The following is a 17909-nucleotide window of genomic DNA, read 5'->3' on the forward strand; positions in this document are numbered from 1 at the left end:
CCCATCACACGAATGGGTCACCCGTGCAACATTCAGGGCTCCGATCGCATCCTTGAGGTATGAGGATGCGACTGCTGGGCTTGCTGGTGGCGGGAATCTCGCTGACCGCCTGTGGTGCCGAAGTGCAGGCCAGCGGCAGTGGTGGCTCGCCGGTGGGGAAGTCGTACCTGTCCGTGCAGGTCACCGAGGACGGCAAGCCGAAGCAGCTGGCGCCGAACACCCGGCTTCGCCTCGACTTCCGCGACAGCGGGAACCTCGGCTTCCACGCCGGCTGCAACCAGATGGGCGGAGAGGTCTCGCTGGACGGCGGCACAGTGACGATGGAGGGGTACGGCGGCACCGAGATGGCCTGCCCGGACCGACAAGCCCAGGAGGAGTGGCTCGCGAAGCTTCTGCTGGACCGGCCCGCGTGGAAGCTCGAGGGGGACACCCTCACCCTCACCAGGGGCAGTACGACGCTCGTCCTCAAGGACCGCGAGCTTGTCGAGCCGGACCTCCCTCTCGAGGGCACCAAGTGGACCGTCTCCGACGTGATGTGGGGAGACGCCTCCCAGCATTTCGCCGGACTGTCGGCGCACTTCACCATCGCGGGCGGCCGCGTGACGGGTTCGACCGGCTGCAACGAGTTCGAGGGAAGCGTCACCCATACCGCCGGGAGGCTGACCTTCGGTGCGCTGAAGATCACCACCGGCTTGTGCTCCGGTGACGCCGCTCGGCTCGAGAAAGCCATGCTTTCCACGCTGACGGGCCAGCGGACCTACTCGGTCGATCACAACCGCCTGGAACTCATGACCTCGACCGGCGCCGCTGTCATCAATTTCATCGCCAAGTAGTGACAATGGCTGGGTGAGCGCGGCGCGGACGGTGGCACGGGGACTCCCGATGGAGCCTGGCGTCTATCGGTTCCGGGACGAGGCCGGAAAGGTGCTGTACGTCGGCCGGGCGGTGAACCTGCGGCGGCGCGTGTTGTCGTACTGGACGCATCTCGGTGATCGACCGCGGTTGCGCCGGATGGTGGAGCGGATCGACCGGGTCGAAGCCGCCTGGTGCGACTCCGAACACGAGGCGGCCTGGCTGGAACGCAATCTGCTGGAGCACTCCAAGCCGCGGTGGAATCGCACCAAGGGCGGTCAGGAAGTCGTCGGCTACATCCGGTACGACGAAGGTCCGAGGCGGCCCGAGCTGCGGTTCGCGCACCTGGTCACTGGGCCCGCCCAGCACTTCGGCCCGTACCTCGGCGGTGTCCGGATCCGGCTGGCGCTCTCCGCGCTCCACCGGGTGCTGCCGCTGGCTTACAGCGGGACGACGAACGGGTCGGCGCGCGAGTTCGCCGAGCTGTTCGGGATCGGGCCGGCCGATCGCGAGACGCTGGCCCGTACGGCGATCGCCGTACTCGAACGTGATCCGGCGGCGGTCACCGCTCTGCGGGCCGAGCTGGAACGCCGCCGGGACCGGGCTGCGGCCGAGCTCCGGTTCGAGTTCGCGGCGAAGTTGCAGGAGGAGATCGCAGGGTTGGACTGGATCGTCGCCGAACAGAAGGTGTCCTGGCTGGAGCCGCGCGACGCCGATGTGTACGGCTGGGCGGACGACGTACTCGTCCACTTCCAAGTCCGCGCCGGCCGGATGTGCAAGTGGACCCAGCGTGCCGCCACCTCGTCGGTCGCGCGAGACCGAGTCGCCGCAACCCCGGCCCTCTGGCAGCCATTCGCCCAACGCAACGCCGAACTCGCCGCCCGTCTGCTCCGCGGCTAGCCCACCCACGAATGCCAACAGTGGCAAATCGTCGAAAACCTGCAGCCGTGACCGACAGTTTCGGGCAAGATGATCCGGCATCGTTCAGGGGCTGGGGGGTTGGGGACATGACTGGGGAGTTGCGCACCACGGAGGTGGACGGGGTTCCCGTCTACTGGGTGCCGGGTGAGGGCCGGCTGCGGGCCGGCCTGTGGTTCCGGGCCGGGCTGGCGGACGAGTCGCTGCCGACCCACGGCTGGTTGCACCTGCTGGAACACCTCGCCCTGCACGATCGGGGCTCGATCCGCGTACCCGTCAACGGATACGTCAGCATGCTGCACACCAGCTTCGACGTGGAGGGCGAGCCCGATGATGTGACGGCCTTCCTGCAGCAGGTCTGCCAGTGGGTGTCCGCGCCGGACTTCGGCGACCTGGAGCACGAACGACGGGTACTTCGTGCTGAAGGTGCGACGCGCGGTGCCGGCGCGGTCGCGACGCATCTGCTCTGGCGCTACGGGGCGCAGGGTCCGGGGCTTGCCGGGTACGACGAGTTCGGGCTGCACTCTGCGGACGCGGCCCACCTGCAGTCTCTGGCGCGGCAGGTCTTCACCCGCGGCAACGCGGTGCTTGCTCTCACCGGCCCACCACCCGCCGGTCTGCGGTTGCCGCTCAATGACGGGGACCGTTGGCCGATCCGCTCTGCCGTGCCGTGCGACCAGCCGTTGCCCGGCGGGTTCGCCGGCCGCCCGGGCGCGGTCGCGGTGTCGGGGGTGCTGCCACGGTCGACCGCCGCTGCCGCACTGACGCGAGCTCTGCAGCGCGGCCTGGAGGGCGGATTCCGGCACGGCGCCGGCGTGGGCTACAGCGGCTGGTCGTCGTACGAGCTGGTGGACGCGGATCATGCGATGGTGACCGCCGGTATCGACATCCTGCCCGAGGCGCTGCCGAACGTCGTCCGCGAGACCACGGTTGTGCTGCGGCGCCTTCGGGACCGAGGCATCGATCCGGCGGACCTGCGCGACGACCTGGAGCAGGAACTGCGGCGACTCAAGACGGAGCCCACGGAGAACTGGCTGCCGTTCCTGGCGGCGCGGGACGCGCTGTACGGCCGTCCACCGACGGATCGTGACCAGCTGGCGGCAGAGGTCGAAGCCGTGACGGTGGCGGACGTGCGGCAAGCTGCCCGAGCGATGTGGAACAGCCTGCTGCTGTCGGTCGAGCCCGCGGGCACCGGCGATCCTCAGCTGAGCTGGCACACCGGCCCGCCGCCATCGCGCTCGGTGCCGACCGGCCAGCAGCACAAACCGGTGGGCAGTCCGGTCGCGAAGGGGACCTTGGTCGTCGGGCGCAGCGGCGCCCATGTCGAGACCGCGGCCGGCGTGACGTCCGCGTCGTACGACGAACTGGCGGCGGTCATCGCCTATCCCGACGGCGGCCGGCTGCTGATCCGGCGGGACGGGTACCAGCTGCCGATCGAACCCACGCTGTGGAACCGCGGGCAGGAGGCGGTGGCGACGGTCGACGGCGCGGCCTCGGCGGCGCTGCGGGTGCCGATGCCGGCCCGCGAACCCGACGAGATCCCGCGACCCTCGGTGACGTGGCGCCAGCATGCGAAGTACTGGCTGAACAACCCGGTGCCGTGGGTCGCGTTCGTCCTGATTCTCCTCATCGTGGTGACACTGACGACGACCATTCCGCTCTCCGAGCTGGCCTCGCCCGGGGCGCTGGGCGTGCTCGTGGTCGGCGCGGTCATGTACCTGCGCGAAAGGCGGTCCAGATGAGGCTGCGACGGCGGACAGTTCCTCCCCGGCCCAGGCCCACGCTGGTCGCCGACCCGTGCATGGGCGATCCCGTGGCCCGTCGTCTGTACGACGCGCTGGAGCACCGCGACTGGCCCGAGGCGCGCGCCGTACTGGTCACCGCTGAGCACCCTGACGACCGTGCCTTCTATCTCGACGTCTGCGGCGCCGTGCCCGGCGTGCAGTACTGGATCGGCCACCACACGCCCGACGACGACCTGGCGCAACTGGTCAGAGGCGCCCACGCGGTGCACTGGGCTTGGGACGCGCGTGGCGGCCGGATGGCGCAGTACACCGGAACCGACAGGTTCCAGGTCTTCTTCGAGCGGCTCCGGCTCGCCGAGTCGTATCTGAACGACGTGGTCAGTCGCACACCGGACGAGGTGGCGGCCTGGGCGTTCATGGTCCGCACCGCACGGGGGCTGCAGTTGCCGCTGGAGGACGGCGCGTTCCGCTATGGCGAGGCGACGAGGCGGTATCCGTTCCACTGGAAGGCGAACTTCGAGTGGATGCAGACCCTCTGCGCGAAGTGGTACGGCGACCACGAGCGGATGCACCGCTTCGCGCGTGACGCCGCGACGCGCAGCCCGGACGGCAGCATGCTGCATTCCCTCGTGCCGCTCGCCCATCTGGAGATCACCCTCGAGCTCGACCCGAACCAGACCGCGGGTTACATGACCCGGCCCGACGTCCGCGCCGACCTCCGGACCGCGGCCGAACTGTCCATCTGGCACCCGGCCGCCGAGTTCCGTCCGGGCTGGCAGAACCCGGTCAACATCTTCGCCATGGGCTTCAGCCTCAGCGCCGATCCCGCGGCGGCGTCTGCTGTCTTCCAGCGACTCGGCGACCACCCGACGCCCGTGCCTTGGGGATATCTCCCCGGCGATCCCACCGAGAACTTCCTGGACGCCCGGTCCCGCGTCGCCCCGGTCGGGTGACTTCATCGGCACATCCCGCGAGCCCGGATGCGGTGGAGTTCCGCCGGGTGCTCAAGACCGAACCAGGTGGGTGCGCCAGCGCATCGCCGGCGGCATCGGACCCGACTGTGTGTGGTTTGGACGGCTACAACTACGTCCTCGGCAAGACCGAGCTCGACGGCAACCACGTGACCGAGGTGAAGGCCTCGCAGTCGCCTGACGCCGGCGGCTGGCAGGTCAATCTGACCCTGGACGACGAGGGCGCCAAGCTGTTCGGCACCCTCACCGCCGACCTCGCCACCAAGACCCCACCGCTCAACCAGATCGCGATCGTCGTCCGCGGTCAGGTCGCCGCCGCCCCCGCCGTCCAGTCGGCCATCCCCGGCGGCAAGATCCAGATCACCGGCGGCACCTACGACCAGAAGACCGCCGAGGACCTGGCCAAGAAGATCACCGGCTAGCTCATCCCGGGTACAAGCAGAACGGATGCCCGGCCGGATCCAGCATCACCCGCGTGTGCTCCCGCGGCTGGACGTCGGCGGGCCGCGCACCGGCCTCGATCGCCCGGGCAACCGCCTCGTCGACGTCCTGCACCGGAATGTCGAGATGCGTCATGATCTGCTGCTTCCCCGCCTCGGACGGCCACACCGGCGGCACATAGTCCCGCTCGAGCTCGACGTTGATCGTCCGCAATCCCGGCGTCCCCTCGGGCGCCCGCAACTGCGCCCACCCGATCTCCGGAGGCGACCCCCCCGGCGGCGGCCCGTCCGTGGCCGTGATGTCGCATCCCAGCAGCCGCGCATAGAAGTCCGCCAGCACCCCAGGATCCGGCGCGCCGATCGTGACACTGGACACCCACATTGCCCGCTCAGCCATGACTCCTCCTCAGCACTCAGCGGTTGGTTACTTCGAAGGCAACCACGGCGGCGGCGATAGCGACGTTGAGGGATTCGACGCCGGGGTGGAGGGGGATCTGCAGGTCGGAGTCGGTGTGGACGGTGAGGCCGTTGGTTTCGCCGCCGAGGACGTAGACGGCGCGAGGGGCCAGGTCGGTCTTGAAGAGGGAGTCCTGGGAGCGGGCCGACAGGCCGTAGATGTGGTAGCCGGCGGTGCGGAGGAGGTCGACGGCCGTCTTCGCGGTCGAGGTGTTCACGATCGGGGCCTGGAACGCGACACCGGCGGAGGCCTTGATCACCAGCGGGCCGACGTGCGGTGTGCCGGCGCGGGGGAGGATCACGCCGTCGAACCCGGCGCCGGTCGCGGTGCGCAGGATCATGCCGACGTTGCCCGGGTTCGTCACGCCGTCGAGGAGGAACACGTTCGTCGGCCGCTTGCCGCGGTCCCGGACGAACTCCTCCAGCGGCGTCATCCGCGGCGCGTCGACGTCCGCCACCACGCCCTGGTCGTGCTTCCCGTTGCCGGCCAGCCACTTCACCCGGCTGGCCGTCGCCCGCTCGACCGGTACGTCGTACGTCGAAGCGGCCCGCAGGATCTCCTGCATCGACTGCCCGGTCGCGTTGTCGGCCAGGACGACCTTCGCCACCGACAACGCCGGGTCGTGCAACGCCTCGAGCACCGGCTTCCGCCCGTAGATGGTGATCCACTTGTCCCGCGGCGACCTCTTCGATTCCACCCGCCCATCTTCACATCGTGGCAACAGGCGGGCAATCTGCGTCCGTCACGCTGAGTGGCATGGAACAGTTGCGTACGGCGCTCGTCGGCGGAACCGCCTGTGAGGTGTGTGGGCGACTCCCGCATCCACGCCGGCTGCGGTTGACGGTGGCCAAACTGCTGGCGATCTTCCCGGTGGAGTTCGGACTGCATGCGCTCGTCCTGGCGCTGCATCCGCCGTACGTGGTGGCGGTCACGACGCTGGTGATCGCCACGACGGCTCTGGTGATCTGGGTGATCGAGCCGTCGACGATGCGGCTGCTGCGGTCGTGGTTGCACGCGCCGCGGACCCGGCCCAGGTCCGGGATCGATGCGCTGTGGCGGATCCGCGTGACGCTCGCGGACCGGACCGGCGCGCTGGAACGGCTGACGCATCACCTGGCCGACCTGGACGCGAACATCCTCGGACTCCACGTCCACCCGGTCGACGACGGCGTACGCGACGAGCTCGTGGTGTCCACCCCCGACACGATCGACCCACAATCGTTGCTGGAGGCAATCGAAGCGGCCGGCGGGCGGGACGCGCACATCTGGCCGACGACCACGCTCGCACTGGTCGACGGCCAGACGAAGGCGCTGAGCCTCTCGGCGCAGGTGGTCAGCGACCCGAGCGAGCTCCCGCACGCGGTCGCCGAACTCCTCGGCGCCCAGCTCGTCACCGACCGGGTCGCCCTGGCCGGCCCGCTGCCCGCCGACGGTACCGTCCTCAAGATCCCGTCACCGTGGACCGGCCTGTTCGCCTTCACCCGCCCCGGCGAACCGTTCACCCCCGCCGAATCCGCTCGGGCCCACCGCCTCGCCCAACTGGCGGAGCTGACCCTGGTCAGCCGGCGGGGTTAGTCGCCTTGCCGTCGAGCCATAGGACGTTCGACGGGTCGCTGTGCGTGCCCTTGCTGCCGACGTGCTTGTCGCTGATCACGGGCCCGTTCTTGATCACGTGCACCAGCGCCATCGCGTGCCCGCGGCCCAGGTCGTAGTCGGCCTTCAGCCAGTCACAGATCACGCCGGCTTTCACGGTCGGAGCGTCGTACCCGAGTTCCTTCGCCTGCTCGACCAGCGCCCGCGGCGTCCGGCCGGTCTTCTCCTCGATCTTGTCCAAGTACGCCTGGAACGACATGTGGTGTCTCCTTCATGAGTGTCTTCACCACTGCGTCGATCAGCGGGGGCCGAAATCGACACCCCTTACTCGCCGGTTTGCAGGCCGAACTTGCGCAGCGCCGCGGACAGCTGACCCTGGTTCTGGGCCTCCACGAGGTCGGCGGACAGCTGGCGGAGCTTGATGTTGGTGTCCTGGGAGGCCCGCTTGAGGACGTCGAACGCCACGCTCGAGGTGATCTCGTAACGATGCATCAACACGCCCTGCGCCTGGCCGATCACGGTCCGCGTGACCAGCGCCGTACGCAACTGCTCGACCAGACTGCGGCTGTCGTTGAACAGCTGCACGTTGTCGAACGCGACACCGGCGTGCAGAGCGAACAGCAGGACGATGTCGTACGACGTACTGCCGAAGGCGTCGACCTTGTCCGAGTAGAGGCTGAATGCGGCCGCGGATCCGGTGACCGCCGGCAGCGGAAGCAGCAGGGCGCTGCGGTAGCCGGCGTTGATCGCGGTCGCCGCGAACTCGGGCCAGCGGTGATCCGCGGCGAGGTCGCTGATCCGGTGCGGCTCGCCGTACGTCAGCGTGTCGTAGAGCGGGCCGTCCGGCTTGACCATCTCCTGGTCCAGCGGGGCCCGGGCCGGTTCGGCCACCGCGGCGGTGGTCTTGTGGTACCGCGCGATGATCTCCGCCTGGTCGCCGACGAGCACGGTGATCGAGGCTTCCTCGCAGTCCGGCACGGTGTGGACCACGCGACTGACGAATCGGCCCAGCGTGGTGGCGACATCATCGTCCTCGACCAGCCGGCTGACCTCGGCCAATTCCTGCGCCAGCTCCAGAATCCCCTCACCCTCACCCATGGCACCATCATGCGCCATCCAGTTTGGGTTGCCGAACCCAGACAGCGCTACGCTCGATCCCATGGACGGACACCGCCTGACCACCAAGGGCCAGGCGACTCGCGAGCGGATCCTCGCCACCGCGGCCGAGCTGATCCTGCGGCAGGGCGTGGCCGGCACGCAGCTCGACGACGTACGACGGGTCGCGGGGGTGAGCGGCTCGCAGCTGACCCATTACTTCCACGACAAGCAGACGCTGATCGACGACGTCATCGCTTGGCAGGCGCACGCCACCCTCAAGCGCGAACCGGTGCTCGACTCGTTCGACGCCTGGCACCGCTGGGCCGACCACGTCGTCGCCCGGCAGACCGCGCGGAAGTTCCAGGGCGGTTGTGACTACGGCTCACTCGCCGGCCAGCTCGCCGAGACGAGCCCGGAGACGCGGGCTCATCTCGCCGACGGCTACGACCGCTGGCTTGCGCAGTTCCGGGACAGCCTGCAGGTCATGCGCGACCAGGGCCTGCTCCGGGCGGACGCGGATCCCGATGCGCTCGCCAATATGTTGCTGGCGGCGATGCAAGGCGGCGTACTCCTGTCCCAGACCTTGCGCCGGCCGGAGCCGCTCCGTGACTCACTGGATGCGGCGCTCGCCCGGCTGGAGTCGTTCGCCTAGTCAGCGCTTAGGCACCGTCGAGGCAGCGGAGTACTGCGGCTGCCGAGCGGTCGATGTCGTCTTCGTCCGTCGTCCAGTTGCTGACCGAGATGCGCATCGCAGCCTTGCCCTGCCAGGTCGTGCCGGACATCCAGCACGTGCCCTCCTGCTGCACGGCCCGCACCACCGCACGAGTGAGCTCGTCGTCGTCACCGAAGCGGACGAGGACCTGGTTGAGTACGACGTCGTTCAGTACGGTGACCCCGTTCGCCGCCAGCGTGTCCGCGAACCGGTGAGCCATCGCGCAACACCGCTCGACGATCTCGGCGATCCCTTCGCGCCCCAGCGCCCGGATGGCGGCGTACACCGCGAAACCGCGGGCCCGGCGGGAGAACTCGGGGTTGAACTCGAGCGCGTCGCGCTCCCCTTGCTCGTCATGGATCAGGTACGACGCTCGCACGGACATCGCGGCCCGGTGGGCGTCGGGGTGTGCGCAGAGGACGAGGCCCGAGTCGTACGGGACGTTCAGCCATTTGTGCGCGTCGGTCGCCCAGGAATCGGCTTGGTCGATGCCTTTCAGCTGGGGTTTGAGGCTGGGGCTCACGGCTGCCCAGAGGCCGAAGGCCGCGTCCACATGCACCCAGGCGCCAGCCGCATGCGCCATCTCGCAGATCTCCCGGATCGGATCGATCGCGCCGGTGTTCACGTTGCCGACCTGGGCACAGACGATCGTCGGGCCGTCTGATTCGGTGAGGGCCGCGGCGAGTGCGTCGGCCCGCATCCGCCCCTGGCCGTCGACCTCGATCGGCACGATGCAACTCGTGCCGAGGCCGAGGAAGCGCAGGGCCCGGTCGACCGTGTCGTGCCGCTCGGCGCCGGCCAGCACGCGGACCTTTGGTGCACCGATCAGGCCGTCGCGTTCAACGTCCCATCCAGCCCTTCGGAGTACGTCGTGCCGGGCCGCGGCGAGGCCGGTGAAGTTGGCCATCTGCGCGCCGGTCACGAAGCCCACCGTCGTACCGCTGGGAAGTCCGAACAGCTCGACCAGCCAGCTCGCCGCGATCTCCTCGACCACGGCCGCTGCCGGTGAGGCGGCGTACAGGCCCGCGTTCTGGTCCCAGACGGCGGTGAGCCAGTCGGCGGCGACCGCGGCCGGCGTCGCGCCGCCGAAGACGAAGCCGAAGAAGCGGCCGCTGCCGCTCGGCAACAGACCGTCCTCGACACCGTGCGCGAGCTGCACGATCACCTCTTGCGGGTCAGTTGGTTGCTGCGGCAGCGCACCTCCGAGTGCGTGATGCAGCTCGGCCGCCGTCGCCCGCGGGCCGACCGGACGCTCCGGCATTCCGTCCAGATACGTCGTCGCCCGCTCGAAGGCCTCCCCGAGCGGCCCTTTCCAATCCGGCATGATCATCCTCCCTTTGCTCTCTTTTGTACGCCGATCGCGTGTGATCCGGCGTGTGACGGCACTACAGTTCGCTCAGGCCACGGCATTTGGAGGATGTGGATGGCGCGAGTCGTCACCGGGAGTCGCTGGGTAGCGATCGTTGGTTATTCCCTGGTCGGCGCGGCCACCCAGTTGGTCTGGCTCAACTTCGCCGGCGTGACCACCGTCGCCGCCTCGCACTACGACGTCTCCGAGAGTGCGATCGGCTGGCTGGCGCAGGTGTTCCCGCTGCTGTACGTCGTACTCGCGATCCCTTGTGGTCTAATCCTCGACCGGTGGTTTCGGGCCGGGCTGATCGCGGGCGCTTTGCTGACTGCGTTGGGCGCCTGTGTGCGGTTGACCGGCGACGACTACGGCTGGCTGTTGGCGGGACAGATCGTTGCCTCGGTCGCCCAACCGCTGGTGCTGAACGCGGTCACCGGCATCACCGGGCGCTACCTCGTCGAGAAGGACCGGCCGACCGGGATCGCGGTCGGCACCGCCAGCATCTTCGCCGGGATGGTGATGGCCTTCCTGCTCAGCGCGGTCTTCACCTCGGCCGCCGAGCTGTCGACCATGCTCGCGGTGACCGCGGCGTTCTGTGTTCTGGCTGCGCTGGCGTTGATTGTTGCCCTGTGCAACCCTGGTGTTTATGAGGTGCCGCGGCAACGACCTGATCGCAGTGCGTTGCGGATCGCCTGGGGCGACTCGCTGATCCGCCGGCTGTGTGTGCTGGCGATCTTCCCGTTCGGTGTCTTCGTTGCCCTGAGCACCTTCGCACAGGCGCTGCTGGAACCGGCCGGGGTCAGCAGCGGGATGGCGAGCGCCATCCTGCTGGTCAACGTCGTCGCCGGTGTGCTGGGCAGTGCGGTGATCCCGATTCTCGTCGTACGGCGCGGAGCCGAGTCGGCCCTCCTGGTCGTCAGCCTCTCGTTGACCGCGGTTGCCTGCGTCGTACTGGCGGTGGTGCCGGGTGTGATCACTGGGTTCCTCTCGATCACGGTGATCGGCCTGCTCCTCCTTCCGGCGCTTCCGATCGTGCTCGAGCTCGTCGAGCGCCGTACCGGTGAGGCCGAAGGGACCGCGGCCGGGCTGATCTGGATGGCCGGCAACCTCGGCGGCCTGCTCGTCGCGGTCGTGGTCGGTCTGCTCGTCGACTACCCATCCGCGGCCTTCTGCGTGATGGCCGGCATCGCGTTGGTCGCCGTACCGGGTGCGCGGGCGCTCAAGCGTCCGATCGCCGAACTCCGATCCACGTCGCAGCTGTAGCCAGCAGTCCACCGATGCCCGCGACAACAAACGTGACGCGTGCGTCGGTGCGCTCGAGGAGGAGGCCGCCGAACACGTACGACACCCCGGCCGCCAGACCGATAGCGCCGTACAGGTTCCCGAAGACGCGGCTGAGCATTGGTGCCGGCACGATGCGCTGCAGGTAGGTGCTGATCGCGACGTCGAGGGCCGCGATGCCGAGGCCGCGGAACACCTGCAGCGCGAGCGCCGCCCAGACTGCCCAGGCGAGGCCGGTGAACAGGTTGCCTGCGCTGCTCACCGCGAACCTGATCAGCATGAGCGCGGGCATGCGGAATCGGCTCGCGTACTTGGTCAGTACGGCGTACCCGGCAACGAGCCCGATGCCGACCCCGGCGTAGAGCGCCGCGGCGGCCGAGTCGCTGCCGTGCAGCTCGTCCCGGCCCAGGAACACCAGCGCGACGTCGTCCACCCCACTGAACGCGACCCCGGCGAAGAACCCCAGCCCGATCACCCGGATCACCTTGGTCCGCCAGATGTACCCGAGCCCGTCCTTCGCATCTTTGATCAAACTGTGGCCCGACGGTTCTCCCGGTGGCAGCTTGGGCAGTCCGCTCAGCACCACCGCCGACACCAGGAACGTCGCCGCGTCGATCAGCAGGATCCCGCGAACATCTGTCACCAGGAACAGCCCCGCAGCCACCAGCGGCCCGATCGCCTCCAGCCCGTTCGTCCCCGCCCCGAGCGTCGAGTTCGCGTCTCCAGGTCCTCATCCTTGACGAGAGCCGGCACCGCACTCCGCGAGCTCGCCTGAAACACCTGCGCCACCAGACTCCGTACGGCGACTAGCGCGAGGAGGAGGGGGAGAGGCGGCAGCGCAACCGCCATCGCGAGCACGAGCCCACCCTGCAGCACATCACAAACCACCATCACCCGCCGCAGATCGAACCGATCCCCGACGGCCCCCGCGAACGCCCCGAACAGCCCCGGCGTGAAATCCCCCGCCAACAGCAACAACGCCACCGCCAACGCCGCCCCGGTCGACTCCTCGACGTACAACAGCAACGCCACCAGCCCCAGCGAGTCCCCCAGAAACGACACCGACCGAGCCACCCACAACCGCCGAAACCCCGCCGACCCCCGCAGCACCCCCACCGCTCCCATCCCCACCACCCACGATCCCCTAAGATGGTCCAACGATGCACCCGCCGGTGTGGCGCAACTGGCAGCGCACCGCTCTTGTAAAGCGGTGGTTAGGGGTTCGAGTCCCCTCACCGGCTCTCTAACCAGGGCATATGCCTTGGTCGTCATGAACCGTAGTCCTCCGATCCATGGTTTAGCCCATGGTTTTCGTCTTCCAGGAACTCAGGCATCGCCCTGTCCAGCGCCGACGCTGCCTCCGGGTTCCGTGCCCGCCGTCCGAAGTACACGTCCTGAGTCATGGACGGTCGCGACTGACCGAGTTGGTCGGCGACCTGCCGCGGGGTCTGCCCGGCCTCGTCCAGCATGGTCGCGGTGGTCTTCCGGAAGATGTGCGACGTGACCCAGGCGAACTGATCGGAGACCGAGGGCTCACCCGCTCGAGCTGCGAGGTCAAGCAGCGATACACGAACGGAGCGCTTGACCCGGTACAGCGCCAACAGAGCTTCCACTTCGGAGAGGTCCACCCGCACACGCGCAGTTTCGATGAGGCTGAGCTTATGTATCGACCATCCCAACCGACGAGCGACGTCAACCTGCAAAGGCCAGCCTCGCGGCGAACCTTCTTCAACTCGCTGCCAAGCTCCTGACGCAGCTCGCTACCGATCGGCTCTCGAGCCCGACGCAAAGATGTGCGAACGTTGTGCGGATCCCGAAACCCTCCGAGCCCATCGGCGAAGATCGGAGCGTCCAGTCGGACACCGGCACTGAACTTTCGCTTCAGCATTGCCATCGCCCAGGACGGCAGACTCAACACACGCAGACCTGCTCGCGACTTCGTGCGGCGCCGAACGAGACCCACGCCGATCACTCTGCTGATCTGCGAGGTGATCTCGACCTCCCTCGCTTCGAAGTCCACCTGCTCCCAGAGGACGGCAAGCGACTCACTGATCCTGAGTCCGGTGGCCAGCAGGAACAATGGCAGGTCTGGTGTATCTGCACGCTTGGCGCGTTCATCGCTCGCCAACATCCCGAACCAAGCCTGACGTTCTCATCGGTCAGCGCTCTCGGTGCCTTCTTCGGTGCTGCCTCGATGGACTCCAATTCGCGAACCGGGTTCGAAACGATCGCGCCGTGGCGTACGGCGAGTGCGAGAACGCCCGCAATGACGCTCTTGCAGATCTTTGCCGACACCGCGCCGACCTCGTCCTTGATTGCCGTGATGACCTTGTCCAGCAGCGGGCTCGTCAGCTCACCGAGTCGTATGTCGCCGATCCGTGGCAGCACGTTCGTCCTGAGCTGCGTCTGGTAGGTGTAGAGCGTTCCGGGTGCGCGCTTGTCGTCCTTGACCATCGCCTCGAGCTTTCCGAGGTAGACATCGACGGCCGCGGAGAACCGGGTCATCGATGTGAGCGTGCCGGATCTCGCCAACTGCGAGCGTTCCTTCAGCTTCGTCTGCAAGTTGTTCTCTGCTGCTGTCGCGCTCTTGCCGTAGGCCTCGATCTGTCGCGTCTTGCCGTCGAAGTCTCGGTAGTATGCGACCGCGCGGAAGCGATCCGCCTTACCCTTGTCGTTGAAGTGCACGGCGTAGCTTCGGATCTTGCCCCAAGAGCCAAGAAGTAGTGGCTTCCTGCCCATCTGTCCCCCGACCTACGATGCCGACTTCTGCGCATCGAACCAGGCAACAACCTCGTCCGGGTCGTAACGCAGGTGCTTGCCGATCCGAACACCTGCGGGACCGTAGCCCTGGCAACGCCACTTGTGGAGCGTCTTCACCGGCACGCCCGGTAACTGGAGACGTCCTCGACGGTCCAGCGCCGTTCGATACTTGCCACCATCGTCATTCCTCCTTGTTGACAGTTACGTGTCAGTCCTCGTTGGTCTCGGCTATCAGGTCCTTGATCAGGCGTCGGTGCTTGCGGGCTTTGGCGGCGGCGGTGTTGGCGAGTAGTGCGTCGCCGATGGTCCGCCAGCCGGTGTTGGCGTAGGTGAAGTTGCCCACGATGAGGGTGGTTTCGACGTCGTCGGTGTGGTCGACGGTGCGGTGGTGATCGCGGCGCCAGTTGGCCTCGCTTCGCGGAGTGCTTTGAGGGTGGTGGAGTACTGGCGTGACTTGGTGGAGAAGTGGCCGCCGAAGCCGAGCATGTGTGCCCAGCGCTGCAGCCCGCTGTTGCGCCCGCTGGTGTTGTTCAGGAAGGCTCTCCCCAAGTGCCCTTGCGAGCTCGCTGTGGCTGAAACTCTATGAGTCGAGATGTGGTGGTGTAGTGGAGGATCCGCGCTTGGTCGGGTTTGGCGTACAGGGATTCCGGGACGTGCGAACGAAGATATTCGTCGGTCCGCTGGAACGGCTCAACATCCTAGGCGGAGTGAACAACTCTGGCAAGTCGGCCATACTCGCAGCGCTCGAAAAGTATTTTCCAACGGGCGATAATCGGAATGGTGGCATGAGGGCTGTTCCATCCCTATCTGCGCTGGAGGCCCTGGATGTACCGCAGGTGGAGTCGGATCCCTTCAGTGTTGGTCTGGCAATCGACTTTGGACCGGGAAACATCGTTCAGTTGCTCCTGGAGGTCGCGACCGGAAGGAAGGTCAGGCCAGATAATCAGGGGTATCGGGAACTGGAGACAGTTCTGAACAATCAAGCGCTCCTGCAGCCCGACACGCCGCAGGACTCCAATGTCCGTTGGTTCTGGCTAAAGGTGGGTGCTGGCGGGGAGCTTGCGGATGACTTTCTGAAGTCAATTGAATCGGAGCCTGTCGCTCCCAGCGCCCTCAGGTATGCGACTTCCACGGGCTACTCGGGCACCATTAGTTGGTCGGGATTGTTTTGGAAGGCGATTGCTAGGTCGATCGGTGGTCCCCAAAAGGTAGTTCTAATACCTCCGGGCCGCAGAATTTCCTCTACGAACCATCGTGATATGACCCTGCCGTCTGCTGATGGGGGAGGGTTCCCTGGAATGCTCCTCAGTATGCTGGCTCCGACAGCTGAGCAGTTTAAGCAGGCTCGCGAACGCCTTGCGATACTTAATGGATTTCTGCGCGATGTCCTTGGTAGGCCAACTGCAGAATTGCTGGTTCCACACAACGCCCAGACCGTGCATGTTGCACTCGAAGACCGGGTGCTACCCCTTAGCCACCTCGGCGCCGGCATCGAGCAGGTTGTGGTATTGGCCGCGATATGCACCGAGTATCGTGAGACGCTGATCCTGCTGGAGGAACCGGATCTCTATCTGCATCCGACTTTGCAGAGGCAGCTGCTCCGTCACCTGCTAGATAAGACCAGCAACACGTACGTCATGGCGACCCACTCGGCTGCCTTGCTGGACACGGATTACGCGAATGTATTTCGCGTCGATTGGTCTGCGGACAACGGGACTTCCATCGACCTGGTCAGCGGACCTCAGGATCGCGCGAGCCTCGCTATCGCGCTCGGATTCCGGGCGAGTGACCTGGTGCAAGCAAACGCCGTGATTTGGGTCGAAGGCCCGTCTGATCGGATCTATATCAAGCACTGGCTAGCCTTGATCGACAAAAGGCTGGTCGAGGGGATCCACTTTACATTCGTGATGTACGGCGGGCGCCTCGCCGAACACCTCACCGCGGTTGACGAAGATCAAGGCAAGATAACCGAAGGACAAATGAGTCGGTTCTTAAACATCACTCGCATCAACAGGCATTCAGTCTTCGTGATGGATTCGGATCTTGGGGTAGATGCACATGTGCTGGACGGATATAAGACACGACTTCGGGGTGAATTCAGTGCAGAGAATGGGGGGTTCGTTTGGATTACTGACGGCGTGATGATCGAGAATTACCTAGAGCCTTCTGAATTCAAAGCCGCTTACAGCTCCATACATACACGAAAACCTACACCTTATGAAGGTGACCTCCGTCAGAGTCCGTTCGCAGGAGGTGTTAAACAACCGGATAAGGTCGGCATCGCCGAGAAGGTTGTGGCGGACGGCGTCGCAGTGCCGCAGCGTGGCGACCTTCAGAGGAAGTTGCAACATTTGGCCGGCTATCTGCGCCGCGTCAACGGAATATCGAATTGATCCTGGCTATCTGCAGGCCAGCAGCGAAGACGCGCCATTCGGCGGCATCAAACGTCAACACAGGCGAGTCGCTTCCGAGCTTGGAGTCGCGTACTGCGCACCAGCCATCGGGACCCTTTGCGACCTCGACACAAGGCGAGTCATTTCCGCAGCCTCCACCGCTCTTCGCGGCGGCGAACGGGCCGAACTCTTCGAGCGGGGGTGGTGTAGGGACAGTTGACACAGTGCTCCCCTCATTCCTGGATGGCTTCTGCCAGCCACTTCAACGATTCTTCTGGATCCAGCGCTAGTTCAATCAGTTCCATCCCAGAACGTGTCGTACTGACGAACATCACGGCCCGATCTGAAGCTGACCTGAGCCGCAAACGTGTCCGCCAAGACGACCGAGTCATCCTGCCCAATGTCATAGATGACGAAACTTCCGATAGGAACCAATCCGTATGGATGGTCCCGCGGCATAATTTGGACTGTGATGTGATCGAGCTTTGCGGCTTGATAGATCTGTTTCAACAATCCGTACCGTAAGTCGGAAGGCGGCGTTTTTGAACGTCACGTCGAGAGCTGATTCGGTAATCACAACGTGATATTTGGGTCGAGGACCCTTCAGGATCACTTTTACGCGGCGCATCCGTGCCGCTGCAGCCTCTTGGGCCCTTACTGGATCTTTCTCGTAGCCCAGGATCAACATCCGAGCGTAATCGAGAGTCTGAAGCTGCCCAGGTGCAAATAGCGGCTGAAAGTGTCGAATCGTTTCGGCTTGCATTTCAAGCCGGTGAATTTCCTCTTGGCGCTCGACCAAACCAGTCCGGGTGATGATAAATGGGCTCTTCAATCCTGTGATGAGCGTGGGCCCACTCATCTTCTGGATGGGACACGCTGAGGTAGAGCAAGCGGTCGGGCATCAAGGGGGTCTGGGACATCGGGACCACGGCCTTAGCAGTGGGAGGTTCGCGTCGGGCTTCACGACGTACTACCAGGACGGGCGTCCGCATGGGGTCGCTGTCGACGCTCGTGTGGGTCCTCGGGTGAGATTCGAAGGCTTCCAATTGGTCGGCAGACCACCGTCGGAGGTCGCCGACTGGTATGGCGACAACTTCGAGCGGCTGGAGGCCGACTACGTCATCAACCAGCACGGCGATCCGTCGTCTGACCGCCTTGGCTTCGTCATCCGCACTCAACGAGCGGGAGCCATCCTTCTTACCCGCCCTGTCCTCGTAGGCTGGCAATGGGCCGGCCGCTGAGGCGACATCCGGAGAGCTACATCCCAGATGAAGAATGGCGGGTTCGCTAACGCTAGCCTCCCGGACGCTTGAGAAAGATTCGCGCTATGATCTCGATGCA

The 17909-nt window shown here is 66.1% G+C and carries 24 protein-coding genes, 1 tRNA gene and 1 pseudogene; 11 read left to right on the forward strand and 15 right to left on the reverse strand.

Annotated elements, in window-relative coordinates:
- The first annotated feature begins 59 nt into the window (after positions 1-59).
- The 5 genes from ACGFIF_RS11795 to ACGFIF_RS11815 all read left to right on the forward strand — a co-directional run bounded on the left by ACGFIF_RS11795 (position 60) and on the right by ACGFIF_RS11815 (position 4908).
- Positions 60-833, forward strand: a complete 774-nt coding sequence (locus tag ACGFIF_RS11795) for an META domain-containing protein (protein ID WP_393154212.1) — start codon at positions 60-62, stop codon at positions 831-833.
- A 13-nt stretch (positions 834-846) separates the two neighbouring features.
- Positions 847-1752, forward strand: a complete 906-nt coding sequence (locus ACGFIF_RS11800) for a GIY-YIG nuclease family protein (protein WP_393154213.1) — start codon at positions 847-849, stop codon at positions 1750-1752.
- Positions 1753-1859: 107 nt separating this feature from the next.
- A complete protein-coding gene (locus ACGFIF_RS11805) occupies positions 1860-3512 on the forward strand; it encodes a hypothetical protein (RefSeq protein WP_393154214.1) in 1653 nt (550 codons plus the stop codon).
- Complete coding sequence (locus ACGFIF_RS11810; RefSeq protein ID WP_393154215.1) at positions 3509-4468, forward strand: hypothetical protein; 960 nt, start codon at positions 3509-3511, stop codon at positions 4466-4468. The genes ACGFIF_RS11805 and ACGFIF_RS11810 overlap by 4 nt, the downstream gene beginning before the upstream one ends.
- Positions 4469-4584: 116 nt before the next feature.
- Positions 4585-4908 (forward strand): hypothetical protein, encoded by a 324-nt coding sequence (locus tag ACGFIF_RS11815; RefSeq protein WP_393154216.1) that lies wholly within the window; start codon positions 4585-4587, stop codon positions 4906-4908.
- 1 nt (position 4909) lies between these two features.
- Here ACGFIF_RS11815 and ACGFIF_RS11820 read toward each other — a convergent pair whose 3' ends face one another.
- Both ACGFIF_RS11820 and ACGFIF_RS11825 read right to left on the reverse strand, forming a co-directional pair.
- Complete coding sequence (locus ACGFIF_RS11820) at positions 4910-5323, reverse strand: VOC family protein (protein ID WP_393154217.1); 414 nt, start codon at positions 5321-5323, stop codon at positions 4910-4912.
- A 16-nt stretch (positions 5324-5339) separates the two neighbouring features.
- Positions 5340-6080, reverse strand: coding sequence for a TrmH family RNA methyltransferase (locus ACGFIF_RS11825; RefSeq protein ID WP_393154218.1), 741 nt, complete (start codon positions 6078-6080; stop codon positions 5340-5342).
- Between the two features lie 59 nt (positions 6081-6139).
- Between ACGFIF_RS11825 and ACGFIF_RS11830 the strand changes: the two genes are divergently transcribed.
- Positions 6140-6958: an ACT domain-containing protein gene (locus ACGFIF_RS11830; RefSeq protein ID WP_393154219.1), complete on the forward strand. Its 819-nt coding sequence runs from the start codon at positions 6140-6142 to the stop codon at positions 6956-6958.
- Here ACGFIF_RS11830 and ACGFIF_RS11835 read toward each other — a convergent pair.
- Entirely contained in the window at positions 6942-7235 is a 294-nt protein-coding gene (locus ACGFIF_RS11835; RefSeq protein ID WP_393154220.1) for a DUF4287 domain-containing protein, read from the reverse strand. The genes ACGFIF_RS11830 and ACGFIF_RS11835 overlap by 17 nt on opposite strands.
- Before the next feature lie 65 nt (positions 7236-7300).
- Positions 7301-8074, reverse strand: a complete 774-nt coding sequence (locus ACGFIF_RS11840; protein ID WP_393154221.1) for an ANTAR domain-containing protein — start codon at positions 8072-8074, stop codon at positions 7301-7303.
- Between the two features lie 61 nt (positions 8075-8135).
- Here ACGFIF_RS11840 and ACGFIF_RS11845 point away from each other — a divergent pair, with 61 nt between their 5' ends.
- A complete protein-coding gene (locus tag ACGFIF_RS11845) occupies positions 8136-8726 on the forward strand; it encodes a TetR/AcrR family transcriptional regulator (RefSeq protein WP_393154222.1) in 591 nt (196 codons plus the stop codon).
- 7 nt (positions 8727-8733) lie between these two features.
- On the opposite strand, the gene ACGFIF_RS11850 is transcribed toward ACGFIF_RS11845, so the two are convergent.
- Positions 8734-10110, reverse strand: coding sequence for a pyridoxal phosphate-dependent decarboxylase family protein (locus tag ACGFIF_RS11850; RefSeq protein ID WP_393154223.1), 1377 nt, complete (start codon positions 10108-10110; stop codon positions 8734-8736).
- A gap of 99 nt (positions 10111-10209) precedes the next feature.
- Between ACGFIF_RS11850 and ACGFIF_RS11855 the strand changes: the two genes are divergently transcribed.
- Entirely contained in the window at positions 10210-11397 is a 1188-nt protein-coding gene (locus ACGFIF_RS11855; RefSeq protein WP_393154224.1) for an MFS transporter, read from the forward strand.
- Here ACGFIF_RS11855 and ACGFIF_RS11860 read toward each other — a convergent pair.
- Positions 11354-12058, reverse strand: a complete 705-nt coding sequence (locus ACGFIF_RS11860) for an MFS transporter (RefSeq protein WP_393154225.1) — start codon at positions 12056-12058, stop codon at positions 11354-11356. The genes ACGFIF_RS11855 and ACGFIF_RS11860 overlap by 44 nt on opposite strands.
- A complete protein-coding gene (locus ACGFIF_RS11865; protein ID WP_393154226.1) occupies positions 12055-12477 on the reverse strand; it encodes an MFS transporter in 423 nt (140 codons plus the stop codon). Before ACGFIF_RS11865 ends, ACGFIF_RS11860 begins: the two co-directional genes overlap by 4 nt.
- Positions 12478-12583: 106 nt before the next feature.
- On the opposite strand from ACGFIF_RS11865, the gene ACGFIF_RS11870 reads away from it, so the two are divergent.
- Positions 12584-12656, forward strand: a tRNA-Thr gene (locus ACGFIF_RS11870).
- Between the two features lie 27 nt (positions 12657-12683).
- On the opposite strand, the gene ACGFIF_RS11875 is transcribed toward ACGFIF_RS11870, so the two are convergent.
- The 5 genes and pseudogenes from ACGFIF_RS11875 to ACGFIF_RS11895 all read right to left on the reverse strand — a co-directional run.
- A complete protein-coding gene (locus ACGFIF_RS11875; protein WP_393154227.1) occupies positions 12684-13118 on the reverse strand; it encodes a helix-turn-helix domain-containing protein in 435 nt (144 codons plus the stop codon).
- Between the two features lie 265 nt (positions 13119-13383).
- Positions 13384-14154 (reverse strand): hypothetical protein, encoded by a 771-nt coding sequence (locus ACGFIF_RS11880; RefSeq protein WP_393154228.1) that lies wholly within the window; start codon positions 14152-14154, stop codon positions 13384-13386.
- Between the two features lie 12 nt (positions 14155-14166).
- The gene (locus ACGFIF_RS11885) at positions 14167-14298 is read right to left on the reverse strand and encodes a helix-turn-helix transcriptional regulator (protein WP_393154229.1); all 132 of its coding nucleotides are present in this window, start codon (positions 14296-14298) and stop codon (positions 14167-14169) included.
- 85 nt (positions 14299-14383) lie between these two features.
- Entirely contained in the window at positions 14384-14518 is a 135-nt protein-coding gene (locus tag ACGFIF_RS11890) for a hypothetical protein (RefSeq protein ID WP_393155488.1), read from the reverse strand.
- Between the two features lie 86 nt (positions 14519-14604).
- A pseudogene (locus ACGFIF_RS11895) lies at positions 14605-14724 on the reverse strand (replication initiator); the annotation flags it as partial.
- 56 nt (positions 14725-14780) lie between these two features.
- Between ACGFIF_RS11895 and ACGFIF_RS11900 the strand changes: the two are divergent.
- Positions 14781-16568, forward strand: coding sequence for an AAA family ATPase (locus ACGFIF_RS11900; protein WP_393154230.1), 1788 nt, complete (start codon positions 14781-14783; stop codon positions 16566-16568).
- On the opposite strand, the gene ACGFIF_RS11905 is transcribed toward ACGFIF_RS11900, so the two are convergent.
- The 3 genes from ACGFIF_RS11905 to ACGFIF_RS11915 all read right to left on the reverse strand — a co-directional run bounded on the left by ACGFIF_RS11905 (position 16549) and on the right by ACGFIF_RS11915 (position 17427).
- Positions 16549-16791 (reverse strand): DUF397 domain-containing protein, encoded by a 243-nt coding sequence (locus ACGFIF_RS11905; protein WP_393154231.1) that lies wholly within the window; start codon positions 16789-16791, stop codon positions 16549-16551. The two genes, ACGFIF_RS11900 and ACGFIF_RS11905, sit on opposite strands and share 20 nt — an antisense overlap.
- Positions 16792-16859: 68 nt before the next feature.
- Positions 16860-17078 (reverse strand): Scr1 family TA system antitoxin-like transcriptional regulator, encoded by a 219-nt coding sequence (locus ACGFIF_RS11910; protein WP_393154232.1) that lies wholly within the window; start codon positions 17076-17078, stop codon positions 16860-16862.
- Positions 16972-17427, reverse strand: coding sequence for a Scr1 family TA system antitoxin-like transcriptional regulator (locus ACGFIF_RS11915; protein WP_393154233.1), 456 nt, complete (start codon positions 17425-17427; stop codon positions 16972-16974). The genes ACGFIF_RS11910 and ACGFIF_RS11915 overlap by 107 nt, the downstream gene beginning before the upstream one ends.
- 166 nt (positions 17428-17593) lie before the next feature.
- On the opposite strand from ACGFIF_RS11915, the gene ACGFIF_RS11920 reads away from it, so the two are divergent.
- A complete protein-coding gene (locus ACGFIF_RS11920) occupies positions 17594-17809 on the forward strand; it encodes a hypothetical protein (protein ID WP_393154234.1) in 216 nt (71 codons plus the stop codon).
- Positions 17810-17909: the final 100 nt, after the last annotated feature.

It is taken from the genome of Kribbella sp. NPDC049174, assembly GCF_043197365.1.
Lineage (GTDB): Bacteria > Actinomycetota > Actinomycetes > Propionibacteriales > Kribbellaceae > Kribbella.